This window comes from Paenibacillus sp. FSL M7-1046, assembly GCF_038007405.1.
GTDB lineage: Bacteria > Bacillota > Bacilli > Paenibacillales > Paenibacillaceae > Paenibacillus_AQ.
Genome location: NZ_JBBOXB010000001.1, coordinates 6,064,585 through 6,091,162 on the forward strand (window position 1 = coordinate 6,064,585; position 26,578 = coordinate 6,091,162).

17 protein-coding genes are annotated in these 26,578 nt (G+C 46.9%); 4 read left to right on the forward strand and 13 right to left on the reverse strand.

Annotated elements, in window-relative coordinates; genetic code table 11:
• Nucleotides 1-112 precede the first annotated feature (112 nt).
• Entirely contained in the window at nucleotides 113-2,164 is a 2,052-nt protein-coding gene (locus NYE29_RS27005) for a serine hydrolase domain-containing protein (RefSeq protein ID WP_340898233.1), read from the forward strand.
• 150 nt (nucleotides 2,165-2,314) lie between these two features.
• Here NYE29_RS27005 and NYE29_RS27010 read toward each other — a convergent pair whose 3' ends face one another.
• Together NYE29_RS27010 and NYE29_RS27015 are read right to left on the reverse strand one after the other, a co-directional pair.
• Nucleotides 2,315-3,565: an MFS transporter gene (locus tag NYE29_RS27010; RefSeq protein ID WP_076112870.1), complete on the reverse strand. Its 1,251-nt coding sequence runs from the start codon at nucleotides 3,563-3,565 to the stop codon at nucleotides 2,315-2,317.
• Between the two features lie 146 nt (nucleotides 3,566-3,711).
• The gene (locus NYE29_RS27015) at nucleotides 3,712-5,103 is read right to left on the reverse strand and encodes a DHA2 family efflux MFS transporter permease subunit (RefSeq protein ID WP_340898234.1); all 1,392 of its coding nucleotides are present in this window, start codon (nucleotides 5,101-5,103) and stop codon (nucleotides 3,712-3,714) included.
• 533 nt (nucleotides 5,104-5,636) lie between these two features.
• Here NYE29_RS27015 and NYE29_RS27020 point away from each other — a divergent pair.
• Complete coding sequence (locus NYE29_RS27020) at nucleotides 5,637-5,909, forward strand: hypothetical protein (protein ID WP_340898236.1); 273 nt, start codon at nucleotides 5,637-5,639, stop codon at nucleotides 5,907-5,909.
• 44 nt (nucleotides 5,910-5,953) lie between these two features.
• Here the strand turns inward: NYE29_RS27020 and NYE29_RS27025 are convergent, their stop codons facing one another.
• From NYE29_RS27025 to NYE29_RS27040, 4 genes are all read right to left on the reverse strand, one after another.
• Nucleotides 5,954-7,609 carry a DUF6138 family protein gene (locus NYE29_RS27025; protein WP_340898238.1) on the reverse strand — a complete coding sequence of 552 codons (1,656 nt, stop codon included), beginning with the start codon at nucleotides 7,607-7,609 and terminating at the stop codon, nucleotides 5,954-5,956.
• Between the two features lie 265 nt (nucleotides 7,610-7,874).
• Nucleotides 7,875-8,297: a chemotaxis protein CheW gene (locus tag NYE29_RS27030; RefSeq protein WP_076112872.1), complete on the reverse strand. Its 423-nt coding sequence runs from the start codon at nucleotides 8,295-8,297 to the stop codon at nucleotides 7,875-7,877.
• Between the two features lie 225 nt (nucleotides 8,298-8,522).
• Nucleotides 8,523-9,065: a GNAT family N-acetyltransferase gene (locus NYE29_RS27035; RefSeq protein ID WP_340898241.1), complete on the reverse strand. Its 543-nt coding sequence runs from the start codon at nucleotides 9,063-9,065 to the stop codon at nucleotides 8,523-8,525.
• 135 nt (nucleotides 9,066-9,200) lie between these two features.
• The gene (locus NYE29_RS27040) at nucleotides 9,201-10,289 is read right to left on the reverse strand and encodes a hypothetical protein (RefSeq protein ID WP_340898243.1); all 1,089 of its coding nucleotides are present in this window, start codon (nucleotides 10,287-10,289) and stop codon (nucleotides 9,201-9,203) included.
• A gap of 143 nt (nucleotides 10,290-10,432) precedes the next feature.
• Between NYE29_RS27040 and NYE29_RS27045 the strand changes: the two genes are divergently transcribed.
• On the forward strand, nucleotides 10,433-11,254 hold the full coding sequence (locus NYE29_RS27045) for a DUF2785 domain-containing protein (RefSeq protein WP_340898245.1): 822 nt from the start codon (nucleotides 10,433-10,435) through the stop codon (nucleotides 11,252-11,254).
• Between the two features lie 559 nt (nucleotides 11,255-11,813).
• On the opposite strand, the gene NYE29_RS27050 is transcribed toward NYE29_RS27045, so the two are convergent.
• The 6 genes from NYE29_RS27050 to NYE29_RS27075 all read right to left on the reverse strand — a co-directional run bounded on the left by NYE29_RS27050 (nucleotide 11,814) and on the right by NYE29_RS27075 (nucleotide 21,616).
• Entirely contained in the window at nucleotides 11,814-14,405 is a 2,592-nt protein-coding gene (locus NYE29_RS27050; protein WP_340898246.1) for an endo-beta-N-acetylglucosaminidase, read from the reverse strand.
• A gap of 55 nt (nucleotides 14,406-14,460) precedes the next feature.
• The gene (locus NYE29_RS27055; protein ID WP_340898247.1) at nucleotides 14,461-15,993 is read right to left on the reverse strand and encodes an ABC transporter substrate-binding protein; all 1,533 of its coding nucleotides are present in this window, start codon (nucleotides 15,991-15,993) and stop codon (nucleotides 14,461-14,463) included.
• Between the two features lie 70 nt (nucleotides 15,994-16,063).
• Nucleotides 16,064-17,014 (reverse strand): carbohydrate ABC transporter permease, encoded by a 951-nt coding sequence (locus NYE29_RS27060; protein ID WP_038592089.1) that lies wholly within the window; start codon nucleotides 17,012-17,014, stop codon nucleotides 16,064-16,066.
• Nucleotides 17,015-17,039: 25 nt separating this feature from the next.
• Complete coding sequence (locus tag NYE29_RS27065) at nucleotides 17,040-17,969, reverse strand: ABC transporter permease (protein WP_038592086.1); 930 nt, start codon at nucleotides 17,967-17,969, stop codon at nucleotides 17,040-17,042.
• 253 nt (nucleotides 17,970-18,222) lie between these two features.
• A complete protein-coding gene (locus NYE29_RS27070) occupies nucleotides 18,223-19,785 on the reverse strand; it encodes a response regulator transcription factor (RefSeq protein ID WP_076112879.1) in 1,563 nt (520 codons plus the stop codon).
• A gap of 4 nt (nucleotides 19,786-19,789) precedes the next feature.
• Nucleotides 19,790-21,616 (reverse strand): cache domain-containing sensor histidine kinase, encoded by a 1,827-nt coding sequence (locus NYE29_RS27075; RefSeq protein WP_340898251.1) that lies wholly within the window; start codon nucleotides 21,614-21,616, stop codon nucleotides 19,790-19,792.
• A gap of 231 nt (nucleotides 21,617-21,847) precedes the next feature.
• Between NYE29_RS27075 and NYE29_RS27080 the strand changes: the two genes are divergently transcribed.
• Nucleotides 21,848-24,991 carry an alpha-mannosidase gene (locus NYE29_RS27080; RefSeq protein ID WP_340898254.1) on the forward strand — a complete coding sequence of 1,048 codons (3,144 nt, stop codon included), beginning with the start codon at nucleotides 21,848-21,850 and terminating at the stop codon, nucleotides 24,989-24,991.
• Between the two features lie 74 nt (nucleotides 24,992-25,065).
• On the opposite strand, the gene NYE29_RS27085 is transcribed toward NYE29_RS27080, so the two are convergent.
• On the reverse strand, nucleotides 25,066-26,535 hold the full coding sequence (locus tag NYE29_RS27085) for a glycoside hydrolase family 32 protein (protein ID WP_340898256.1): 1,470 nt from the start codon (nucleotides 26,533-26,535) through the stop codon (nucleotides 25,066-25,068).
• Between the last annotated feature and the right edge of the window lie 43 nt (nucleotides 26,536-26,578).

Sequence of the window (26,578 nt, forward strand, 5' to 3'; positions counted from 1 at the left end):
TTTTTGGCGTTTCGGGGTGTTTTTGCATATACCAGCCTCCTCTCTTGTATGCTGAATACAGACCATTAAATCCCGGTAAATTCCGGTAAAGGAACCTAAGGAGGAAGTTAGCATGAAGAGAATCATTGCTGCAGTAATGACAGCTATGCTTGTGGTCATACCCATGAGTTCGGCATCAGCACAAATCAGCAAGGAAACCGTACAGGAGAAGGCTCAAAAGCTGGCTGCAAAAATCGTGTCCGACTATGGAGTAACCGGCTTGCAGTACGCCATTATGGATTCGGGCTCGATTGTATTATCGGACAGCGCGGGTGTCCATAATAAAGCCACCAACGCTCCAATTACGAAGGAAACGATGTTCGGGATCGGCTCCGTCAGCAAAATGCATGTAACAGCTGCAGCGATGATGCTGGCTGATGTGGGCAAACTCGATATCGATCAACCGCTTGTCACGTATATCAAGGATTTTACCATGGCCGATGAAAGATATAAAAAAATTACACCACGCATGCTTATGAATCATTCGTCAGGGCTTTACGGAACTCATTATGCAAATAGCATGCTGTTCGATGACAATGATACCCGCAGTCATGATGAGTTATTGCTGAGGCTTCAATCTGAGCGCTTAAAATCCAACCCGGGCGAATATTCGGTGTATTGTAACGATGGATTTCAGCTGCTGGAAATCCTCGTGGAACGAGTAAGCGGCTTAAGCTATACCGAATTTCTGGATCAAAAGGTTATCCAGCCGCTGAAATTAATCTCCACCAAAACGCCGCTTAGTGCTTTTGACAGAGAGAAACTGGCGAAAACCTATTACCCTACAATGGAACAGGCTTTGCCAGTTGAGAATGCCAATGTCATTGGTGCAGGCGGGCTCTACTCCACTGCTGAAGAGCTTACAGTTTTCGGAGATTTATTGATTGGTAATCGGACGAATATTTTATCAGAGAAGTCATCCACCGCGATGCAAAATCCTGAATATAAAAATGGCGTGTGGGTACCTGAGGAGACAAACATCTATAACTATGGTTTAGGCTGGGATGCAGTCAGCTTGGCTCCGTTTGATGATTACGGTATCAAGGCCTTATCCAAAGGCGGGGATACCATTATGTATCACGCTGCCTTGACTTCATTGCCTGAGCATAATATTTCAATCGCTGTCCTGTCATCGGGAGGGAGTTCGATCTACAATAGTATTTTTGCAACTAACGTTCTACTCGAATATTTGCAGGACAAAGGCAAGATCAAAGAAGTTTTGCCGGATCGAACCTTTGAATCATCCGTGAAGGTCAACATGCCGGAAGAGCAGCTCGCTTATTCTGGATTATACGGCGCAGTTGGCACAACGATCGATGTGGAGATTAAAAACGGAGAGATGAAGCTGCCCGCTCTGGTCGGGGGGATTATCCCGCCACAAACCTATGTGTATACGGGCAAAGGACAATTCAAAAACAACGATGGCAATGTGACGATAAGCTTTGACAAACAATCGAATGGAAATACTTATATTAAGCTTAATTCTTATGTGGATATCCCTGGAATCGGGCAAACGATTATGGTTACCTATGAATATCAGAAGCTTGATGCCAATCCTCTGCAGCCGGCAACCAAAGCCGCATGGGAAAAAAGAAACGGTAAAAATTACTATGAGTTGGGAGAAAAGATCAATTCTCTGTTCTATCTCTCCCCTGCCATCTTAGTCAAAAATATAGCTGTGGATAGTGAAAACGGCTATGCATCAGGCACTAAAATTGTGGATGAGCATACTGCTGTAAATGCCGTTGAAATTCCGGTTATGAGCGGAAGGGATGCCTTCAATTTGAGCTTCCATACCGTGAACAACAAAGAGTATTTGACAATAGATGGGCAGTCTTATCTAAGTGAGGATGCTGTAAATCCGATCTACGGCGGAAAAACGTCGGTCTGCACGATTGAGGATAACGGTCATGCCGTATGGTTCAAAATCGGTGACAATTCGGCTGCTAAAATGATGAGCGTTAATGCTCCGGCAACCGGAGGATTCGTCGTTTACGATGAGAAAGGAATGCTTGTGTACTCCTCTATCTTTAATAAAGATAAGCCAGTCGCCCTCCCAAAAGGCGGGATGATTGTTTTCGGCGGCGAGGCAGGAGATGTTTTTCAGATTAGTATGAAGAAATAGAGGTTATCAATAAGAAGCCGCAATTCTTTGATTTTGAAACGCTATTCCCGTAAGATTCCCCTGCTTCTTAGGTCCATCCATAATGAAGAAGAACCGGCCACTTTTTGATGGCCGGTTCTTCTTCATTTAAACCTTATAGAGGTTTCGATATTATGTCTCTTGTGCAGTATGTGCGTGATCCGGTGCTTTTTGGTTCATGATCGGCAACATGACCAGTGCGCCCAGAAGAAATAATAATCCTGCTCCGCTATAGATCGTACCCAGCGAGAAGGCATCTTTTAACACACCAGCGAAAGACATGGAAACGACCATCATGCCAACGAACATCGGATTCAGAACCCCATTCACCCGGCCGACAATGGAAGCATGTGACCATTTCAGAATCATTGTGCTGATCCCAATATGAATACAAGGGAAAACAAGCCCATTCAGAAATTGAACAGTCAGCGTGACCGGAACGCTCGTCGAATACCCGACAATCACTGTACAAACCGCGCCTGCCAGCATCCCTATCGCAAGAAGAAGCTGCGGCGGAACCCGCTTCGCGAATACGGCTACGATCCCGCCCCCGATCAGCATGGCTGCACCATTCACCATCAGCAGATATTGCAGGAATTCCTCACTTTTGCCTAGCCGCTCCGTTACAATAAACAGGTTGAGAGCTTGGGCTATGCCAACAGCGAGTCCCGCGAGAATAAACGCAAGTCCAAGCATACGCAGCACTTGGCTTTGCCAGACATAACGAAAGCCTTCTATGAAATCTTTACGGAACTGCCCTTTTACAGCAGCTGTCTGAGGTTCCATATTATCCTCGGGCAGCCGAATAAGGACGAGTGCAGAAAGCAGAAATACCACGCCCATTACAGCGATCGAAGTTTCAAGGCCAAACTTGCTGTAAACGAAGGTGCCAAGCATAGGGCCAAGCACCATGAAGATAGCCATCAGCGATTGGAACAAAGCCATCCCTTGCTGCAGCTGTTCTTCCCGCACATGATACTTAAACAATCTCATGCTTGAAGGCTGCGAGAACTGCGAAAGAATAGCTGAGATGAAGGCGACAAGGTAGACGGAGTGCCAGGAACCGTAATGGATGGTCAGAAGTACTACGAATACCGATACCGCGGATAATAAATCGCACCAAATCATCGTTCGCTTCGGCCTCCAACGGTCGGCAAAAGTACCTCCGATGAAAGAAAAAACAAAAATAGGCGCGAATTCAGCTACGCTGATTAGCGAAATGGCATAGGGGTCATTGTTTGTTCTATCCGCAACGTATAGGAGAATAGCGAAATTACGTACCCAGATGCCGATCTGCAGGAGCACACTTGATAATAAAATCGTCTGCAGGAACCGATTGCGAAACAGGCTTGGTGCATTGGAGCTATTTTCGTGCCTACTCAATCTTTTCAACCCCCAATTTGTCTAAAATACTTATCTTAATGCATCGAATGACTCTCCTTTCAATTCCTAATTATACTGACCTCATCATCGTGCACATCCTTCTAAAGTCTGAAATTATAGAATGCATATCCTAATAGATTAAGAAATCAAATATTAGCAGGTTTGAGCTTTCTCGCTTCTTGCAGATGAAAAGACAAGTATAATCCTAATCCGGCAAAAGCCGTCAATGTCCAGAATGCAATGTGGACGCCTTGGAGCATATCCAGCGGAAAGGCTAAGGAACTGGCACTCGCAGTTGAAGTCATTATCGTTACAAGCAAGGCACCTCCTATTGAACTGCTGAGCGAACGCAGCGTAATCGTCATTGGAGAAGCATGAGCAACCATAGTGTTTGGGATACTTGCCATGGCATAGGCCGTAATTGGAGACATTACTGCCCCTACTCCAAACATAAGCAGGGCATACATTATAACCAGTAGATTAAAGGACGTCTCTGTTGATAACGTGAGGGCAAGAGCCAATGCCATGATCAGAATGAGCAGAAATCCTCCCTGGGTTACGCGGCTAACCCCAAACCGGTCATATAGCCTGCCTGAGATCAGACCGGAGACACCAATCAGCAATGCACCCGGCAACAGCATAAGCCCGGACTCCCGAGGTGTTAAGCCTCTTATCGTCTGTGCATACAGAGGAAGAAGGAGTTCAACCCCCACCATCACCGCAAACAAGATCACTCCCACAATGGAAGATCGGGTAAAGGAGCGGTGCCGAAACAGCTTGAGATCAAGCAAAGGTGCCGTGAGCTTGAGCTGTCTTTTAATAAACACCGCCACGATCAGGAATCCGGCCAGAAGGATGCTCCCAGCGACAACGGGATTTCCCTTTTCTACCCCGACAATGCTAAATCCATACAATATACCAGCGAATCCGAGTGAAGAATAGATAATGGACCTGGTGTCGAGCTTGGTCTGATGAGTCTCTCCTACATTCCGCAGCGTGAAATGCGCTAAGAATAAATTGGCGGCTGCAAGCGGCGCCACAGCGTAAAACAACAGTCTCCATGAATGGTTCTGAACCATGAACCCAGACAGAGTGGGCCCAAGCGCAGGAGCCAGCCCCAGGACCAAACCGACTACCCCCATCGCTGCACCGATTTTCTCCTTCGGAAAGACTCTGAGTATTGTCGTCTGAAACAGCGGAAACAGCAGGCCCGCACCGATGCCTTGAACCAAACGCCCCGTCAGGACTAGCGGGAAACTCCAGGCGATCCCGGCAATCAGTGTTCCTGCTGTGAACGCTCCGACAGAGGCCATGAACAAGGCCCTCGTAGTAAACTTTCCAATCAAAAATCCGGCAACAGGAACAGTTATACCTATCATTAAGTAATACACTGTAATCAGCCACTGCGCTTGATTCTCATGAATTGCAAGATCCTGCATGACACGCGGCAACGCCGTATTTAACATCGTTTGCATCAATTGGGCTAGAAAATTGGCAACCACCAGTGAGGCAACAATAATGCTGGGTTTATTAGACAAGCTATCTTCACCGCTTTCAGAGGTACTATTCGGATGCAGCGAGCTGCTGCAATGCATGTATGGATAGCATCCCCACCTCTTGTTGCCGAGGTTGTCCATCCTTGACTATAAGGGTGGCCGGAATGCTCATCACGCGGTATTTCCCAGCCGTCTTCGGGCTGTCATCCACATTGAATGAGAGTTGTGCAAAAGTAGCATCTTCTGTATGGAGAACTGCGATTATAAATCATCCTTTCTCGATTAATAAAATACATTATAGATACAATATATCTATAATTGAGATAAATAATAGACTTCACATATCCACAATATATCTAATCAATTATTTTGTCAACCTGATTTTCACTTATTCCTGTGCTTGTACTTATAAAACAAAATGATCCGTTAACTCTTCAAGAGCAGTTAACGGATCTTTGATTGCAAATGATGCGGTCGAGAGGACTCTGACCTCTACGATATTGCTACGATCCTCACCCACTTTAATGTAGAATATAGTTAAAGCTTCAAATTAATCGTTTGCGGAGGTAGGAATGATGAAATTACGTATCAAGTATATAGGTTTGAGTGCCCTACTATTTTCTACTGTCTTCGTCTTTGGAAAGTCGGATACGCTCAATGAACAATTTGTAGAATCACCAATAGTAGACAACGTTAGCTCGGAACTAGTTTCAGATTCCCACCTTCCAACTTCAGATCGGAATCTGAATGTAGTTCCGGTGGTTGACGAAGACAAAGGTCTCGTTCAGCTCATTCCGATTTATAAGAATGAAGATGCTCCCCAAATTAAACTTTTGCCATCCAGATAAGCTAACGCTCAATTAGAAAACACTTCGCAGGATGATCGCCAAGGCTAACTGCGGCCGGTGGCTTGTGCCAGCTCAGAAAGCCATTTTCCCCGATCCCCTTCGGCTTTGGCGGCTATCTTCTTCAGTTTGTCCGTTCCGCCCCAGATCAAATAAACGATATGCTCCACCTCATAGTTCTGCAGACCGCGTACTTGATCGAGCAGCAGCCGGAGATGAGCCTCATCTTCCATATCGGTTTGGATCTTCAGCTTCATCGAATCCGTGCTATGCAGCATACATTTCACCAGCGTAGGAATTGTCTCCAAGTGAATGCCCTGCCGCTCGGCCAACGCGACAGTGAAGTGATTCTGAACGGACTGGTGTTCTTCGTCAACCATCCCCATGTATTGTTCTACTAATGGAAAATAAACCTGATCTGTGAGTCCAAGGCCGAAGACCGCATAACTGCCCGGCATGCAATTTTTTTCGCCTTCTGTATCCGCATACCATTCGAATGGTTCCATCGCCACCCGGGCGTACTCCTCCAGCAAGGAGTGCAAATTCGGATATTCCAGGGCGTTGGCAAAGAATCGGTGCGTGCTCGACTTGGCCAATCCTTTCATCGGCAGCCATTGCTTGACGCTTGATTTCAGTTTGATTTGATAGCTTTTCGGGAAGCCCAGGCTTAGCAAGTGAGTCAGAAACCGGAGTGCCCGCGCGTAGCTCTCCTCCGTTTCTTGCTTAATGGCTATGGTCACCTCGGCAAACACATCGTTGGCCGTGCACTCCGCCAGTTCATCGCGCAAGCTGATGTCCTCCTTGGAGAACGTTCCACTGCCTTCCTTTGTCAGACGTTTTGCCTGGGCGCTTCCCAATTCGATAGCGCAATTCAAAATGGCCAGCCCCACACTTCTACTATAGGAAGGTTCGTATTTAAGAATCAGGATTGCAGCATAGAGGGCCAGCTCGATCGGACCTTGCTCCGTATTTTCCAGCCGGGCATCGCTTCTTTTCTTATATTCTTTCTGCCATTGTGTCCCTATATTATCGAAATAACAGGGCAACCAATGACTCTCTACCCAATTCCTCAAAGCCCCGGTAACATTATTCCGATGCTCGGCAAGATGCTTGTTCCCTTTATTCACTTGTTGAATGTTCTCGAAAACAGAAATGATTACACCAGGATCTGTGTCAGGGAACAGCCCCTCGTCCAACAGGTGCCTGGAGAGGAAAAACGTCTCCAAGGGCTTGGTCGGATATTTTCCCGCTTCGAGCTTATCCGCAATATAGATGGAGATTCGTTCCAGCAATTGTTGCTTCTTCGTCTCGTCAACGAATTCGAGAATACGAATGTTGACTCCGCCCTCCCGCGTCCGGAACTTGCCGTCAAAAGTAAATTGATAATCGAGTAACGCCGGAGGCAGCGCATTCAATTTATGCTGCATATATGAAGCAAGCTCAGGAACGAACTTCTCTCGCACTTGTTCCTCGCTCAGCAACTCGCCGGGGATGGCTGTAGCTCCAGGCAAAGTGAGATTGAGCTCATCATCCGTCACGTCAACCCTACCCTTGGCATATTCGAGCAGAGCATGACCGTGAATTCCCACCTGCAGCTTGGTACGTTTCACAATTTTTTCTGCGTCCTTATTGCTAATATAGGCTATCCAATTGTCAATCTCCTGTTTCATTTCGTCCAGAATCGTTTCTAACGTGTGATCCATATCCATAAAGTGCTCCTTAATATAGTGCTGTATGAGTTACTTTCTATCATATCTTGTCCTCCAAGGCAGAACAATTAGGCGCGAGACCCAGTTATATGGTGGGTTCCTATAAATTGACCGGCAACAGGTTTTGAAGCCATCGTGGTTGGAGGTCCCGTATACGAAGAAAAGACGTCCCTTAACTGCTTAGGACGTCCAAAATGAAATAAATAGTCTACTTAATTTGATCTTTCCCTTACTTCAGCAGAAAATTGTATGAATATCGTTACTCACTTGCCTTAAGAAGTGTTGAATCAATGAGTGCTTGGACATTCAAGACAGAAATCATACGATTCTTGGATTCATACCTGCACTCGATCACTTGTTTATTGGGATTATCAGGTGGTTCATGAACGACAGAATCAGCAGCGGAGGCAATGTCTTCAACAGAATCAACAACAAAAGCTAATTTATGTGTATGCAAGATGATGAACTTGTCTTGTTCACGGCGTTCCTGACGAGAAATATTCAGTTTTATTCTCAGGTTAATGACAGTGTAGAGTTCTCCGTAAATAGTTGCGAATCCTTCATGCCAAGGTTCGGCAAATAGAAGCGGTGTGGATTTTTTAGAATCTTGGATTTCCCCGATAGTATTGATATCGAGTCCAAAGTCTTCATTTCCGAGTTTGAATACAATGATTTGATCCATAAATTAGCCAGCTCCTTCTGATGTCAAATAAGCTCTTTGTTGTTTATAATAGTCAAACAAATGTATCACACTTTGAATAAAGTCTATCTATTTACTTTCGGAAGGAAGTGACGAAGATATGATACGATAATTTTTTTATTTATAATGGATTGTTGAAAAAAACCTCGAAAGGCACAAAGCCAATCAAGGTCGATTATATAATCGTTCAAGTTAGCTGCGTAATGTCTAACTGCGCTCTGAGGGATTGATAATGGCCAGAACCTGATGATCCTCCCATACCCCATTGATCTTTACATTGCTTTGAGAGATGCCTTCTTTGTGGAACCCGGCATTCTCAAGCACGCGCATGGATCCGGGATTCCGGGGAGAGGCTTCCCCTGTGATCCGGTGAAACTTCAGCTCCTCGAAGGCATAGCGCACCACCTGCTTCACAGCCTCCGTCATATAGCCCTTGCCATTATAATCCTGGTCCAGGCAGTATCCGATCATGCAGCACTGAAGCGGGCCCCGCACTACAAAGGACAACCCTACGTTACCAATAATCCGGTCGTCCTGCTTGTGGCACACTATGAAGTCATATTTCCGGTCCTCCGCTCTGTCGGCCTTGCTCTTTTTAATTATTTGGAGCTGCTGCTCCTCTGTATAGAACTCATCCGGGTTGGTTGGTGAGAACTTCTCAAAAAACTCCCGATTGCGCTTGAACATTGCTGTCAATTGTTCGGCGTCCGCTTCCTCCGGGAACCGGACGTACACTCGCTGATCTAACATTTGCACCATCCCCTACTAACAAATATATTTAAATAATCATATCACAGGAAGAAAGGTTGGGATATTAGCATTTTGCCACTTTCGGCTTATATCGTTACTACAAAAAAGTCGCCAATATGGCGACTTCTAATGAAATCATAATTCCTTCATAATCGTAAATGTGCCGTCGTTACGGTTCTTGAACACAAGATTCCGCTTAATGCTTCCTAAGTAGTCGGATAGTAAAAATTCATTGTTACCGATTTGACGCAGTCCTGAACCGTCCAGCCGAATGGCGAAAGTCCCTCCCGCTTCCAAGTTTTCAGCCTTTGCGGTGAAATACGCCCATCCGTGCAAGATGTCCAAAGGCTCAAGTTCCCAACCGATTATTTTACGAACAATTTGATTACCTTTTTTAAACAGATGAAGGTAAGTCGTGTCTGCCTCCTCATCATGCTCTACAAAAACGAACGAATCGGAATCTGCATCACCCTTGTAATCTGTCATATAGAAAAAATAAGTAGAGAGTTGCTCCTCATTGTTCTTCGCGGTTTTCCAGTTATATTCGATTTCATCGTCTTTCTGCACGATATACTTCTCGCCAGTAGACGGCAAGGGCTGTCGCATAAGCGGAAAATAGACGTCCAACCCATCAGTTTGTATTCCTGAGCCAATGTAATAGCGATACCTTTTATCCTGCGCATCCAATAGGGTTGAACTAACTCTGACCTTCGACTTTCCATCCAGCGCCATCCGGTACACGCCAGGTTCGATAGTCATGCTATTGGTGACATAATAGATGCTCTTGTTCTTGAGGAAAAATTGATCGATTCCCCCTAAGCTGGTCAGGCGCGTCAATCTTTTGGAGGACACTTCTAGCTTGTAGATATCGCTTGTCTGGTTAACCCCATGCTTCAGAAAATATAATGTCTCGTAATCTTCATACAAGATATTGCTGTAAATACCGGTCATGACCATAGTAGTTTTCGTCTTGCCCGGACCGAAAATCGTCTTATACAGCCCCTCATTATCTTTTGCCCAAAAGAATGTCAACGGTTCCAAGGGTTTAGGGTAATCGATTTTTTGGACTCTAATTTTTAATTCGGGTGCTTGTTCAAGATTTGGAGCGATTCTAGTTGCCCCGGTTAGCATTATGGATGTCAATACGGCAACAATTAGAACAGTCCTCTTACGTTTAATCATGTCTGTCCACTTCTCCCCAGAAAATAATTCAAGCTCTCTCATCATACATATATTCGACAAAAGGGATTATTTCCCTCTGCCTTTCTATACCTTATAGTAAGGGAAGCAGGGGGACGTAAGAAACTGAATAGTCAGTAGAAACCCTTAAAAAGTAGTTCGGAAAATTTCTAGTAGGAGCGTGTAAAATGAATTTAAAAGAAAAGTTGATATTAATAAAAGAAAATGGCTACCAAGCATCTCCCGATACATTCCAATTGATACAAGAAATGATAAATAACATCGGTTCTTTGGATGCTGAACTACGTGATGAGCTAATTTATACAACCTTATCACATTGGATCCCTGGTAATTCTCTAACTGCAAACGAATTAGAACAACTTCTACCAGTTATTTTGGATAAAAACCATTTGCTTTTTAAGCTTGGTGAAACAAATACAGACTCTGTCTTCACTCGATCTTTCTCTATGCTAGTCATACCGCTCCTCTTAATGAGGCATAGAGAATCAGCATTTCTCTCAAGAGAGAAAATTCATCAGATAAAAGAGAGAGTATTTTTACACGTACAAGAAGAGCGAGATTACCGTGGATATGACGAAGAAAAAGGCTGGGCTCATGCCATAGCCCATGCAGCAGATGCTTTAGATGACTTGGCTCAATGCTCCGAATTAGATAAAAATGACCTCTTAACCATCCTCAATTTGGTTTACAAAAAGTTGACCATAACAGATCGAATTTACTCCGACGGGGAAGATGAGAGAATGGTAAATTCCATAATTAGTGTCTTAAATAGAAAAATACTTAGTCAGACTTATGTAGAGCAATGGATTCAAAGTTTTGGTAATGTGGAGAAAAATTCAGAATTTCTTCCTGCCTTTAAGCAAAAAAATAATATAAAGAACTTTTTGAAAAGTTTGTACTTCCGAGTTAAATTTTACAAAGTAGATGCCGATCTCTGCCCAACTATTGAGCATACATTATATAAAGTAGAAAAAGTATACTACTCCTAATTAAGAAAAAAGTGAGGGAATAAGCACCTCTCTTGTCGGCGTCGTTCATGAATTCTTTTAGTAGTTCACGTTTAGGGTTGCATGCTTTTGCAGTTTCGTAGTCAAATACATAATCCAGTCAGGGTCGTTTGGGTTACATAATTTGTTTATCAACAGGCCTAATAAAAGAGCAAGGAATGCGGTCCTCCCCGTCTCTCCTTGCTCTTGTTCGTTGCAGGCTCAAGCGTCTAGCAAAAATAATGAAATTTAGAAAATCGTCGGCACCATTCCCCCATTCATTCGAATTAGACCCCTTAAATGTGGAGGCATCAGGACTGCATACAAATGCGGCTAGTCTTCTTGTGCAGGAAGGCATTGATATAAATCAGGGCGATTATATGGGGAGAACGCCGCTTCTCTTCGGAATGAAGTGATCCAATAGACAAAGCAAATAAACCGTACGCCTTATGAAGGGCTGCGGTTTATTTGCTTCATTATAAGGATGATATTTTAAGTAATATTACAGTCCCTTAGCTTCAAACTCATAGATTCGCGCGGCTGTATCGGCACCCTGCGAGGGTTAAGTAATGATTAATTTTACATAGCGGGCTTTAACTAGCGCAATCGCGTCAGTCGTCTCGGCTGCTGTGTTCCCTTGGATTTTGACGGCATCGGCCCAGTTCGTACCGTCGCTGCTCACCTGAATAGTATAATCGCTGGTATTAAACCCGGACCACTCTCCTCCGCTCTCAGCATGCTTGATGACAAAGGTGCTGATTTGATGCTCAGCGCCCAGATCGACTTGAAGCCAGTGAGGCAGATTGCCAAGTGCGCACCATTTGCTGTTGTCCGTCACTTTACCGTCTACGGCATTAGGCGCTCCTTCCTTTTCCCCACAGGCATGATCGGCTGTTGCAGTTTTGCCAAGTGCCAGATTCTTCACCGCACCGGCTTCCTTGCTCACTGTGATGAGCGCCTTTTTCGTCATTGTGTCTTGGCCCGAGCTGTTGGTTGCAGTCAGTGTCACGCTGTACACGCCTTCCTGCTTGAACGTTACCACCGGGTTCTTCGAGGTACTGACAGCCGGACTTCCACTTTCGAAGGTCCATGTCCATCCTTCTGTCACTTCGGTCGACAGGTCTGTGAAGTTTACGCTCTCACCTGGCGCAACCAGCGTCCGATCTGCCTTGAACTCCGCAGCCGGCTTCGGGTAAGCCGGCCAGCTGATCTGCACGCTGGAGGCCTGACCTTGCTCGTATCTTCCATTGACCGCAACGACCTTCAATACCGTGACTGCTTCTTTGTCTATTCGTCTCATCTCAGGGACGTAAAACACATGATTCGGCGTTGCACCCATTAGCACCTCATTGCCATCCGGCAGTACACGATAGATTTCGTACTGCTTCACCTGCTGATCAAGCGGTTTCCACTGCAATCTGGCATCTCCATAGATTCCATTGCGGAAATCGGATTGAGTGTCTTTAAGCTCGCGAACCGCCGGGAGCTGCTGAATCGGGTCGTTGGCATTTTGGATGGAGAGCTGGCCAATTTGTATGGCATAATCACTTATCGTATCCTTGGTGTCAAAATACAGCGACAACGCCACGATCCGTTTTCCTTTATAAGGGGTCAAGTTCAATGTTTCTGTAGTCCAGCCTGGTGATGTCTTATCCTTCACGTTAAGGAAGACAAATTGGTCGGGATGGTCTGCGAAAGCAAGGCCAACCTTCAGGCTCGGCTTGCTCTGCGTTTTGTAAGTAACCGACAGCTTCGTACTTGCTTCGATCTTCAGATCTGTCTTGTAGAGCTTCAGATGTGTCGCATTGTCATGGCTCAGCACTCCTGATACCTTCAGCGAGCTGCCGCCGTAATACGCATCGGACCAATCGAGTACCGGTGTAAGCGGTGTTCCTTTGCTGTCTGCGATCCAGCGCCATGTCGGCAGGACATCCTGCAGGCTCCGGTTGTTCCATCCCTTATCCCGCACCTGCTTCCCTCGAACATAATATTTCTGTCCGCTTCCAGTGTTGAAGCTGGTGATGAAGGGCAGCTCATTTAGCGGGGATGCTTCGACCACATTGTTCGCGATTCCTTTCCAGGCCTGGCTGCTCGCGGTATTACCCGGATTTCCGTTTGGACCCACCCAGAATTTGTTCTCGCGGATGAAGAAATCCTCCATACTCTCTGCGCTGTTAAAAGCCCAGTCAGGGCGGTAAATACCCAGAGAAGTGACTGCAGGCACTCCTTCCGGGAATAGCAGATTCCAGTTCACCTTTGTATCGTAACCCTTGGCTTCAACATCAATGCCTGCATACAGGTCAAACGGACTTCTGCCCAAGCTTTTGGCCTTCTCTGCCGAGCTTTTAAGATCCTTCCACCAGAAGTTCAGGAACATGCTGTCTGTTATTTGCTTCCCATTGTCCTGCAGGAACATCGCATTCTTGTCATTTAGTGCATTCTGCCAACTGATACTGCCTTCTTTGGTCATGGAATCGTACCATACGATGTGCATAGATGTAGACTTGTGCGATTCAAAATAACTCAGGAAAGCTTTCATTAGCTGTGCGTCAGCCGGCGTTCCACCCTCAGTCTCCTGGTTAATGAACCAGCCGTCAAATCCGTAATGCTTCGCAACCTGGATCAGCTTGTCAGCGGCAGGAAAGGAGCCGTCGCTGTTCTGCTGAAGCATCTGCTTTACCCATTCATATTTCCCGCCATACACCGTTGGCGGGAAAAACACCGTTCCGATGATCGGCACGCCATTCTTATGAGCTGCGTCGATCGTATCGGCGCTTGGAGGCACGATGATCCCTTCGCCGGCCGAGCCGCCCCAATAGACCAGTTTGTCAACATATTGCCAATAGGTAAACGTGTTTGCCCCGAATTTGTCCGAGCCCTGTGAGGGTACTCCACTTGTTCCCGAATTGAGTGCCGATAAAGCCATAACCTTCGGCGCTTTAGTCGCATGCGAGTTGACTCCTGCTCCCACAAAGCGGTCCTGCAGCGGGACAGTACTGCGGTTGAATGCTGCATCCAGGTCGGATGCCGGACTCCACTGAAGCAATTGCTCTGGAAACCAATAGGATGAATAAGGCTGTTTTGCTAACGCAGAAGTGGATAATGCAGCGCACATCATAACTAAGAAGATAAAACCTGCACCTATCTTTTTCATGCCATCCTCCTCCAATTGATCAATCTGTGTTGTACATAGTAGATTAATGCCAGATTTATTTATTGGCTGCTTTCCACTCGTCGTATTGCTTCTGTGCTTCTGCTATGACTTTATCCAGACCGGCAGCCTTCATCTTGGAGATTGCCTTCGGCAGGTGTTCATCCGGGTCGACCGCACCTGTCATGATAGGTGGATAGAATTCTTTTACGATCGCCGAGATGGATGCTACTTCTGTCTTTACTGGATCAGGGTTGAAGTTGAAGCCAAAGCTTGGAGCAACCTTGGCGGAATTGTTGAACTCCTTGAACGCTTCCCATTTATCCGCAGGGTCTTCCTTGTGGCTGTAGGTCAGGAAAAGATTGCCTAGTGCGAATCCCGGCATCTGGTACCCGTCTTTCATGGCCGGCAGATCTTCAATGACGTCTTCAGAGATCTTCTTATAGTGCGTACCTTCGATACCATAGTTGATCAGATTGCGCAAATATTTGTCCGTATTGAGCAGGTTCAAGAACATCATCGCACGCTCCGGATTTTTGGAATTCGCCGAGATTGCGTGCATAGAACCGGTAGCGGAGCCCGTGAAGATAACCGGGTCCTGCATCGGTGAGCTGACGATGTCATAGCCCGCACTTCTCGACCAGCCCAATTCTGCATAAGGCTGTGTTTGCTCGCGGTCAGCGAACCATTTACCTGTCTTGATGTTATCAATGCCTTCCAGAGTTGCAACATCTTTGCGCAGATATCCGGCTTGATAGTATTTGCGAATGGTGTTGAGCGAGCTTTTCAGTTCGTCGGATTCAAGAATATTTACGTATTTGCCATCCGTTGAATTCATATTCATACCCACCGGGAACTCGTCGCCCAGGAGGAAGTCGAACGGCATATAAGGCTTGAAGCCTTTCGGTACGGCCAGTGGTGTAATGTCAGCCGGCTCGCCTTCCTTGATTTGTTTCAAATAAGGTTCGAGATCCTCTAGGGTGCGGATTTTTGTAATATCCATCTTGTACTTGTCGACATACTGTTTGTTAAAACGCCATACCCATTGCGAAGCCAGTTCCTTGTTCACCGGCACGGCATAATTTTTGCCATTCACCTGCGATCCAGTCAGGAAACGCGGGTCGAGCTCTTTTATGATATCCTGACCGTATTTTTCCAGTAAATCATTGATTGGCAAAAATGCACCCCGAGTCGCGTTGGGCAGGTAGTCAAAAGCCCAGGATGAGGTGAAAGCGATATCGTAATTCTCCCCGGAAGCTGTGATAACCGGTAACCGTTTCGAGTAGTCGCCCCAGTCAATCATTGTGATGTCGACGGTTGCGTTGATTTTGTCCGTCAAATATTTATTCATTTCCTCTTGAATCTTTGGCAGGTCACGCTGTGGACCACCGATCAGGTATACCTTGAGCTTTACAGGGTCCAGCTTATCCCCGGTCTGGTCGCCAGATTCCGTTGGACTAGCCGCTTGGGTCTCGGACGGCGTATTCCCATTACTGTTCTCCTTCGTGTTGTTGCCGCCACAGCCAGCCAACGTGGAAGCAAGTGCAAACAGAAACACAACCATCAGCAATACAATTTTCTTGGACTTCATATGTCTCCCCCTAATCAATATAAATATCTATTGTTACTGCCCTGGATCGGGCAGCTACAACTTATCCAACTTATTCTTTAACCGAACCAATCGTAAGTCCTTGGATAAAATACTTTTGGAAAAACGGATACGCCAGCGCGATTGGCAGCGTAGCCAGCACAACCATCGCCATACGGACCGTTTCTGTCGGCAAGGTCGCAGCAATGTCGTAAGATACTACCTGGCTGCTGTTCTGTACGATGAAGTCCATATTGTTCTGAATCCGGATTAACAGTGTTTGCAGTGGAATTAAATTTGGATTATCAATATACAGAAGCGCATTGAACCAGTCATTCCAGAAGCCAAGTGTACTGAAAAGCCCGATAGTCGCAATACCCGGCAGCGAGATGGGCAGCACAATACGTGTGTAGATGCCAAATTCGGTTGCTCCGTCGATCTTGGCCGATTCGATGATCGCATCCGGTACAGTCGTCGTAAAGAAGGTGCGCATGACGATAATATAGAATGCGTTCAGAATGGATGGGAATATCAGCGCCCAGATGGAATCCCGCAAATGAAGTACTTGCGTAACGACGATATATCCCGGGACCAGTCCCCCGGAGAACAGCATGGTGAAGAAGGCGAGAAAGCTGAAGAACCGGCGCTGGTCAAAGTTCTTGCGTGAAATTGCGTACGCATATGTAGAAACGAGATACAGCGTCAGAACTGTTCCAATGACCGTTACGGCCAGAGTCACGCCCAAGGATTGGACCATTTGCTCACCGGACCGCATCAGAAACCGGTAGGCGTCCAAACTGAGCACTTTGGGCAGGATACTGAATCCGTCGATGGCCAACGTCTTCTCGTCCGTAAAGGAAATGATAATGATAAAAATAAACGGGAAGATACAGGATAGGGCGAATAAGCACACCCCCACATTAAATATAAAATTCCATAATGGACTAATCGCATTGATGTCCCTGGTCTTCTTCCTGGGAGCATAGAGCAACGTTCTCTCCATAGATTCGCTTAAGTCATTCATTGCAGGCCCCCCCTTGCCGATTTTTTTAGAATACGGCATAATCCTTTTCAATTTTGCGTACAGCGTAATTCGCGAGCAGAACGAGAATCAAACCGACAACGGATTGATAAAGGCCTGTAGCCGTACTCATACCTGTATCGCCCATGATCGTCAGCCCCCGATACACGAATGTGTCGATAACGTTGGTGACCGGATACAGTGCGCCGGAATCCCGCGGAACCTGGTAGAATAAGCCGAAATCCGAGCGGAAGATGCCGCCGAGTGCCAGAACTGTCAAAATGATCATAAGCGGCCTCAGCATCGGCAGTGTAATAAATTTGATCTGATTCCATTTGGTAGCGCCGTCGATCATTGCTGCCTCATAATAAGAGCGGTCGATGCCGGCAATTGCTGCAAGATAGACGACGCTCCCGTATCCGGCATTTTTCCAGAGACCCAGAAAGATAAGAAAATACGGCCAAAATTTCGTCTCGCTGTACCAACTGACCGGATCTTCGCCAAAGAAGACAAGAAGCTGATTGAACACGCCCTTTTCGACATTGAGGAACGAGAATACAAAATAGCTAATAATAACCCATGAGAGGAAATACGGCATAAACATTGCGGTTTGGTAAAATTTCGCCAGCCGTTTATTCAACAGCTCATTCATAATGATGGCAAGCGTAACCGCGAGAACCAGTCCAAGCATGATCAAACCGACGTTATAAAGAATCGTATTGCGCGTTATGATATAAGCGTCATCTGTCGAGAACAGAAACTCGAAGTTTTTGAAGCCGACCCACTCGCTTTTTAAAACGCTTTCAAGAAAACCTCCCGGATGAATCCGGAAATCCTTAAAGGCAATAATCGTCCCAAACATCGGCAAATAAGCAAAAATAATAAACCACGCTGCTCCCGGCAATACCAGCAGAAGAAACGCCCTATTCTTCATCAGTTTCTTCAAGATGCCTAGCACGGCTGTCCCTCCTTTGATTCACTTGTAGCTGAGTTCATCCACTGTTCATCCCCTATAATCAACAATGGTAAACTTCAGCTCACTTGGTGTTTTGGAATTTCCCGTTCACCCCTGTCTTTATTATGAAAGCCGGGCAGCCGCCGAGATAGTTGAAAAATACAATAAAATGATGGATTAATTAAAGATAGCGCATTCATTTCACTAAAAAACACACCTCTGCAAGGTGTGTTTTTTAGAACCGGCAGGTCACGGACTACTTTTTCATATACATCGAACGCAGTTCTGTCGGGGAAACGCCGGCATATTTTTTGAACTGCCTGTAAAAGTAAGATGTATCCCAATAGCCTACCTCCGTTGCCACCTCCGCCGTCTTTTTGTCCGAGTACAGCAGCAGATGGGTGGCACGTTCGATCCGGTACTGGTTCACATAATCGGAAAAGCTGGTGCCTGCCTCCTGTTGAAACAACTGCCCCAGATAGTTGGGATGAAGGTCCAGTTTCTGGCTGAGCGTCTTCAGCGAAAGCTCCTCTTTGTAAGTGTTTTTCACGAAATCCAGTACAGCCATCACATGCGGGCTATAGTCCCTTTCAGTCGCATGGTATGTATCAAGTGTTTGTTGGATCACCCTTTTCACCAGCCGCTTCAGCCCGCTGCGAGTATGAATTCTGGATAAGGGAGCGAATACGCCTCCGTAATCCGGAGTCTTTTCCAAAGTCTTGGCCGCCAGCATTAGCTGAATTGCGGAGTTGAAGAACGGCGTTCTTGCCGAGTGCCCATCCTCTGCCTGAACATCAAAGAAGTCGTCGATAAACCGGTCAACCTCAAGACTTTTCCCGTCCCGGAGCAACTTATGGAATTGATCCATAGCGGGCTCCCTTTGCTCATATGCAGGATCGGCTTCTCTTTCGTAGTCCGATGTCACTATGAAAGTCTCTGACTCGCCCAACAAATGATTCTCAAGCCACAGCTTCACTTGTTTGCAGCTTTGCGGAAACCCCAGATAGGATTGCTCGGACTGCCCTTTCACGCTCCATACACAGGCGCCTGTATCAGACGTGATCCACTGCTTCATCCCGCGAAGCGCATGAAATTTCCATTCTTCTTCTTCCATGCCGGTTGAAGCGAACAGCACGATGATATCCCCTTCCTGATCAGGGAAGCAGATGATCTCACAGCCGTGTGGTAATTGGTTTCTACCTATGATTTCACACTGCTCGGCAATTACGGGTCTGTATAACTGCGGATCATCCATCTCGTGATCATGATCAGTTACGATTCGCAGCGCAGCAGCGCTGTAATTTGACTTGGTCAAGGGGATTTCCAGCAGCTGCGCGCGCTCCCGGAACTCTTTGGCATCAATGGTTTCATTAGCCCACCGCTGCAATATATTATTCCTCAGAATCCTCCAGCTCTGATCCATTTGGATTTGTCTGATTTCCTCGCACTCCCAATCATGCTGCATATGCTTAATCGTCGCTTCCAATTCGTCGATATTGACCGGCTTGAGCAAATAGTTCTCGACACCCAGCGTAATGCCTTCCCGCACGTAATTGAATTCCTCGTAACCGCTCAGAATGATGAACTTAGTGAGGGGACTACGTACTTTGATCTCACGGATCAGCTCAAGTCCTGTCATCTGAGGCATCATGATGTCCGTGATAACCAGATCTACGGATAAGCCGTCCAGTTTTGCTAGCGCTTCCACACCATTGCGCGCTGTATCTGCAATTTGCATATGATTCGCATTCCAATCGATGATGGACTGCATTCCTTCGACAATGAGTGGCTCGTCATCCACCAGCAATACGTTCCTCATTCGGTTAGTCCTCCCTTGTGAATGGAATTTCGATGATAACCTCACAGCCTTTATCCTGCTCACTGATCACACGTATTCCAAACTCGCTGCCATAATTCAAACGAATGCGTTCATGTACATTTTTTAGACCCAGGGAATCACTTGATCGCGAAGGTGCTTCCCCCTCACTTTGCAGCGCCTTGCGTAGCTCTATTAATTTCTCTTGCGCAATGCCTTTCCCGTTATCTTTCACTCGAATAATGATGTGTCTCTCCTGTTTTGCAGCCATTATGGAAATCCGGTTATCGTCGTCATTCGCCCGAAAGCCGTGAACGATGTAATTTTCAATAATCGGCTGAATCAGCAGTTTAACCACGATACTTCCGGCGACCGGCATCTCGATGTTCGTTTCCACCTGTAGCTTGTTCTCATACCGGTATTGGATTAAGGCCAAATACATCCCGCACAGCTCGATTTCTTCGGCCAGAGTGACATGTGTTTGTTTTTTGATCAAATGCCTGAACATTGTTGCGAGAATATAAATCATTTGACCGACATCCCTGGCCCCTGAACTGATAGCCTTCATGCGTATACTCTCGAGCGTATTGTACAGGAAATGCGGATTGATCTGCGCCTGCAGAGCCACGAGCTGTGCGTTCTTCTGCTTGATCTCCGAGATATAGACGGTCTGGATATAGGACTCCAGCCGGTCACACATATAGTTAAAGCTTTGCGAGATCTGCTGCAGTTCATCCTCCCCTTCCATTTTGATCCGCTTGCTCAAATCGCCATCCTGCCAGCGCCGCATGTAGACGATAATTCTGTGGATTTTTTTGGAGTAGCGGCGGATAACAGTGAACGTCACTGAGATGCTGATAATGATGCATAAGATCACGATCCCTGTGAGACTAAAACGTAAGGTTTGAAGGCTCTGTACGATTTGAGACTCCGGAATGATGGCAGCAGCGACCATCCCTGTATTCCCGATATTCAGCAGTTGTACTTTGGAGCGTTCCTCCAGATTCACCCAATCCCCCGGCTTAGTCATCTGCTTCCAATACGGATAGACGGTATTATCGTAACGCCCCTGCGAGTCAAAAATCACTTGCCCCTGCGACGTGATCAGCATTATCCGACTGCTCGTATTGTTTAATTTTTCCCGCAGCAGCTCTTTAATCCGGCTTGTATTGAGTTCGAACAGGATGGCACCATATTTCTTCAGCGTCACAGGGTCCTTGAGCACATTCACGTAGCTGTAAGGTGTGGATTCCCCGGCGGCTTTCCCCTCGAACAGCGGCTCGTTGCCCATATACTGCCAAGGCTGATTGCGGAACCCTTCATACCAGTCCTGATGTGCAGCGGATAACGTAGGTTGATCGTAAAAATGCTGCGTTTCCCGGTTTAGAAGGTAATAAAAGTCCTGGTCTGAGCTGTACAGCACAATGTTCGAGATGGATGCTTCCTCCTTCAGCAGCAGGCGTAAATGATAATCAAAGCTGTTGCGCTCCGTCCGGTAGCTGTTTGCATATTGATTCAGACGCCACTTGAGGAAGTTCTCATATTCATGAGTCAAGAAATACTTCAAATCATCTCCAATCATCGCATCCGTATAAATCTGCTGCACCGCGCCATACATCCGTTCGTTCTGCTGATTCAGACTGATGCTGATGATGTCTAGTTCCTGAAGACTCGCATCCATCTGCTCCCGTACGAGCCGCTGCTCATAATAGCGGTAAGCGAGAATAGAGACACTAATAAACAAGAGAACCATGACCATGGAGTAGAACAGGAGGATCTTGTTAAACATTTTTTTCTTCAGATGATTTTGATAAAAGGTCCGGATCTTGGACATTCGCGCCTGACCGCCTCCTTCGGAGCCAATTTTCAACTCAGTGTATCACCGTTCGTTAAATTTGCGCAATAAATAGAACATGCAGTGCCTTCCCCTCAACTTTCAATTGTCAAAAGAAAAAGAAAGCGCTATAATGAGCGCATTCCCCTATGCTATTCACTTTTTATCCCAATTTGGATCTTTCCCTATAAATCATTCACCCTCCGATAATATGAACTGGGGGTCCACACGATGTTTCTTACCGAAAACAAATTACAGGCACGTATTCATGAATTATCCGCACTCCGTTACCGGGACCGGAAGACCCTGAGCGTATTTCTTGCTTGTGAAGACCGCCGGGAAGATATTAATCCTACGGTTCCAGGTGCCGAAGCCAATTGGCAACCAATGCATATTAACGAGACCTGGACTGGCCGGGATCTCTATTTGTGGCTGCGTACAGATGCTGAAATCCCTTTATCCTGGGAAAATAAACGAATCGTCGGCTTGTTTGATTTCGGCGATACCGGGGGCGGCAATAACTCCGGCTTTGAATCCCTTTTCTACTGGGAAGGCAAGCCTTTTCAAGGCGTCGATTCCAATCATAAGGAAGTATTCCTTCCTGCTTCGGCGGCAGGCAATTCAGCTGAGCTGCTCTTCCGCTTATGGTCCGGTCTTGAAGGAGGCGGACAACCGCGTAATCAGACGCATACCTTCAAACAGGCGGAGCTGTGCTGGCTGGATGAGAAAATGGACGATCTTGTGTTCACCGGGACGGCCATTCTCGAAACCGTAAAAATCCTGGATCCAAATGCACCGGAGCGGACGAAGCTGCTGCAGGCGCTTCAGCAATCCTTACGTATGATCGACTGGGCAGACTCCGAATCAGAGGCGTTTTTCATCTCTGTCTACGAAGCCAGAGACAATCTTAGCGCCTGCCTGGAAGCCATGGACAAACTATCCGATGTGACCATCACCTGTATTGGCCATACCCATATTGACGTTGCCTGGTTGTGGCGGCTTAAGCATACACGCGAGAAATGTGCGCGGTCCTTCTCTACGGTGATGCGGCTGATGGAGATGTTCCCGGAGTATGTTTTCCTGCAGACACAGCCCCAGCTATACGAATATGTGAAAGAAGACTACCCGGAGCTGTATGAATCCATCAAGGAGCGCATTGCAGAAGGACGCTGGGAAGCCGGCGGTGGCATGTGGCTTGAAGCGGACTGCAATCTGACCTCAGGCGAATCGCTGGTTCGGCAATTGCTGATCGGTACACGCTTCCTGAAGGAGGAGTTCGGATCGGAGTGCAGGTACTTATGGTTGCCGGATGTGTTCGGGTACAGCTGGTCCCTGCCGCAAATTTTGAAAAAATCGGGCATTCATACGTTCATGACCACGAAAATAAGCTGGAACCAGTATAACCGGATGCCATTCGATACGTTCCATTGGCGCGGCATTGACGGCTCCGAGGTATTGACCCATTTCATCACCACTCCTGAACCGTGGTCTGAGCCGGGTTCATGGTTCTACACCTATAACGGGAAGATCATCCCCAAGACGGTCAAAGGAATATGGGATGCCTACCGCGACAAGGAGATGAATCAGGATCTGTTGCTGTCCTATGGTTATGGTGACGGCGGTGGCGGCGTGAACCGCGAAATGCTCGAGATGCGGCGGCGGCTGGATCTGTTGCCCGGGCTACCCAAGGTAACTACCGGACGTGCAGATGCCTATTTCGAAAAGCTGCAGCAGACGGTAGCGGATACCGGTTCATACATCCATACCTGGGACGGCGAATTGTATCTGGAGTATCACCGCGGGACGTATACCAGCCAAGCTTACAACAAACAGATGAACCGCAAACTCGAACTGGCCTATCGTGAAGCCGAGTGGCTGAATGCCCTGCAGAGCATTTTGCAGGAGGACTGGAATCTGTATCAAGCCAAACCGCTGACCTCAGGATGGAAAATCATTCTGCGCAACCAGTTCCATGACATCATTCCAGGCTCCTCCATCCGTGAGGTGTACGAAGACAGTACAGTTGAATACGAGGAAGCGTGGCAGATCGGCAGTCAAGTCGACACACAAGCCCGGACTGCGATCGCAGCAGGGAAAACGGCAGGCAGTTTCTCGGTGTGGAATTCCTCACCATGGAGTATTACGGAGATAGTCGCTATTCCCGCTTCTGCGGGGATGGAGCAGGGATATTGGTTAAGCGATGCAGGGCTACGCTTGAATGCACAGCTGGATACAGGCATTTGGTATATTGAGGTGCAAGATATTCCTTCGCTCGGGTATACAACCATACATTTCCATGGCGAAGCTGAATCTATCAATTCGGAGTTGTCTCCATTCAGCCATACAGAACTTGGAATCGAAACCCCTTTTTATCAATTGGCATGGAACGAAGCCGGGCAGTTGACCCGCATTTACGATAAAGCAGCACGACGGGAAGTACTGGCCAAGGGTGCTAACGGCAATCTATTGCAGGTGTTTGAGGATAAACCTCTGGCACATGAAGCTTGGGATATTGATATCTTCTATCAGGAAAAAATGACTGAGATTCGAGATTGCACAGCAATCGAAGTGATTGAGACCGGTCCGCTTCGGGCCGTCATCCGCTTCAATTGGCAGTACCGTAATTCTACAATTACGCAGAACCTGATCGTCTATGCCGGGAAACGGCGCATCGACTATGTGACCGAAGTGGATTGGCACGAGAAGCAGCAATTGCTGAAGGTGGCTTTCCCCGTCGGTATTCGCTCAACTGAGGCAACCTATGACATTCAGTTCGGCAACGTCAAACGGCCGACACATTGGAATACGAGCTGGGATTGGGCGCGCTTCGAGTCTGTCGGGCATCAATGGGCAGATTTGTCCGACAAGGGTTATGGTGTCAGCCTGTTGAACGACTCCAAATACGGTTATGATATTAAAAACAATGTCCTGCGGCTCACGTTGATCAAAAGCGCTACACATCCTGATCCGCATGCCGATCAGGGGCTGCATCGCTTCACCTATGCCCTTCTACCGCATCAAGGGGATTGGCTGACCGGTCAGACCGTGAAGCAAGCCTGGTTCCTGAATGCCCCGATTCGCTATACGAAGGGACATGCAGAGCAGCCAAGCCGCTCGATGTTCGCCTTGTCCGGCGATACGGCTATGATCTCTGCTGTCAAAAAAGCAGAGGATTCGGACTGCCTCATCGTGCGTATTCACGATTACTCCGGAAGCTCCAACATGCTGGAGCTGACGAGCAGCCTGCAGATTCATGGATGGAGAGAAACGAACTTGATGGAACAACCATATGGCGAAATGCATAACAATGCTGGCATCTGCTTCGTCCTTGAACCTTATGAGATTAAAACCTTTGAAATCGACCTGCGATGCTAACTGTCATGTAACGATGGCTTTCCTCTAGGATATAGAACAAGGCGAACTCCTGTGAGTTCGCCTTGTTCTAATTTTCAGCCTAATTTATGGATTGCAATTTTATAGGACAGTAACTCCCCGCCATCACAAAAGAACGATAAACCCAATGAGCCGGAGGAAGGATAGATCAGATCCGTCATCGCCAGGATTCCATCGTTGGCAAAGACTTCGACGGATGACCGGTCCACTATAAGTTGAAATTTCACGCACTGCTGGCTGGACTGTAGTTTTGCTTGATGTCTACCCGAAAAATCATCATGAAAATCAATATTTCCGGAACGGGTACGATCGATAAATAAGCTTTCATCTTTAACGGAGTAACCGACGAGCGTTGCCTCCTGGTCCGAGGCTCTGATCTTGAAGCCTATAGAATCCACGGTCTCTGTCCATTTGAATTCGGCAACAAGCTCATACGTTTCTAATTCCATACCTTCGCAAATTGAATCGAGCTTAGCAGAGGAATTCCCCTCCGCTTCAATCTGAGGCACTCGGATGGATTCCAATTCATTGACGGGATGCTGAATCAAAGCAATGTCGCCGTTTCTCGTTTCCAAAGTCAGTACCCTTGGAAATGTCATGGCCCCCCTCCATCCTTCAGTTGGAGTTTCGCCTGCATATTTCCAATTGTTCATCCAGCCGATATAAATCCGGCGTCCATCTTTAGCAGAGACGTCAGACCAGCTCACGCCAGCGTAATTGTCCTTTCCATAATCGATCCAACGAGTCGTTTGAGAGGATTGATCCGGTATGAAAGCTAAACCGTCAAAGTGTCCGGTGAAATACTGGGTTCTAGACCCTTCCGGAACATGTGGCTCATTTCCAATACTCACGAACATGACCCATTTCAATGCCGTCTCCTCTCCGTCAACAGGTAATGCAAATAAATCCGGGCACTCCCAAACGCCGTCATGCGACCCCATCCCTTGCCCAAACTCGCTGCTGAAGCTCCATTCTTTCAGGTTCGGAGAACGGTATAAACAAACGGTTTGACCACTGGCAACAATCATCACCCACTGCTCAGTTTCTTTGTGCCAGAACACCTTAGGATCCCGGAAATCAGTATGCTTATCCGAAGTAAGGACGGGATTCCCTTCATACTTAATCCAAGTTCTTCCCTCATCTCTACTGAAGGCAATACTTTGTTTCTCTATTGAAATCTCTCCAGGAGAATGGGCGTGATGCGTGAAAATAGCGACAAGACCGGGTTCCCCGTCGAAAAAACCGGTTGAATCGTTCCAGTCCACCACTGCACTACCCGAAAAAATCATTCCCAGCCCGTCGGAAGCAAGTGCAATAGGGAGATGCTCCCAAGTGACCAGGTCTTTACTCACTGCATGTCCCCAGTGCATCGGTCCCCAGCTGGTTCCATGAGGGTGATGCTGATAGAAGAGGTGGTATTCCCCCTTAAAATAAACCAAGCCATTCGGATCATTCATCCAATTCGCTGGCGGACTAAAATGGAATTTGGGTCTGTATTTCTCTGCTTGTATAACTTCAGATGACATCTCTTCTCTCCTCACAACTTAGTTTTATCTCTATAGTGTATTG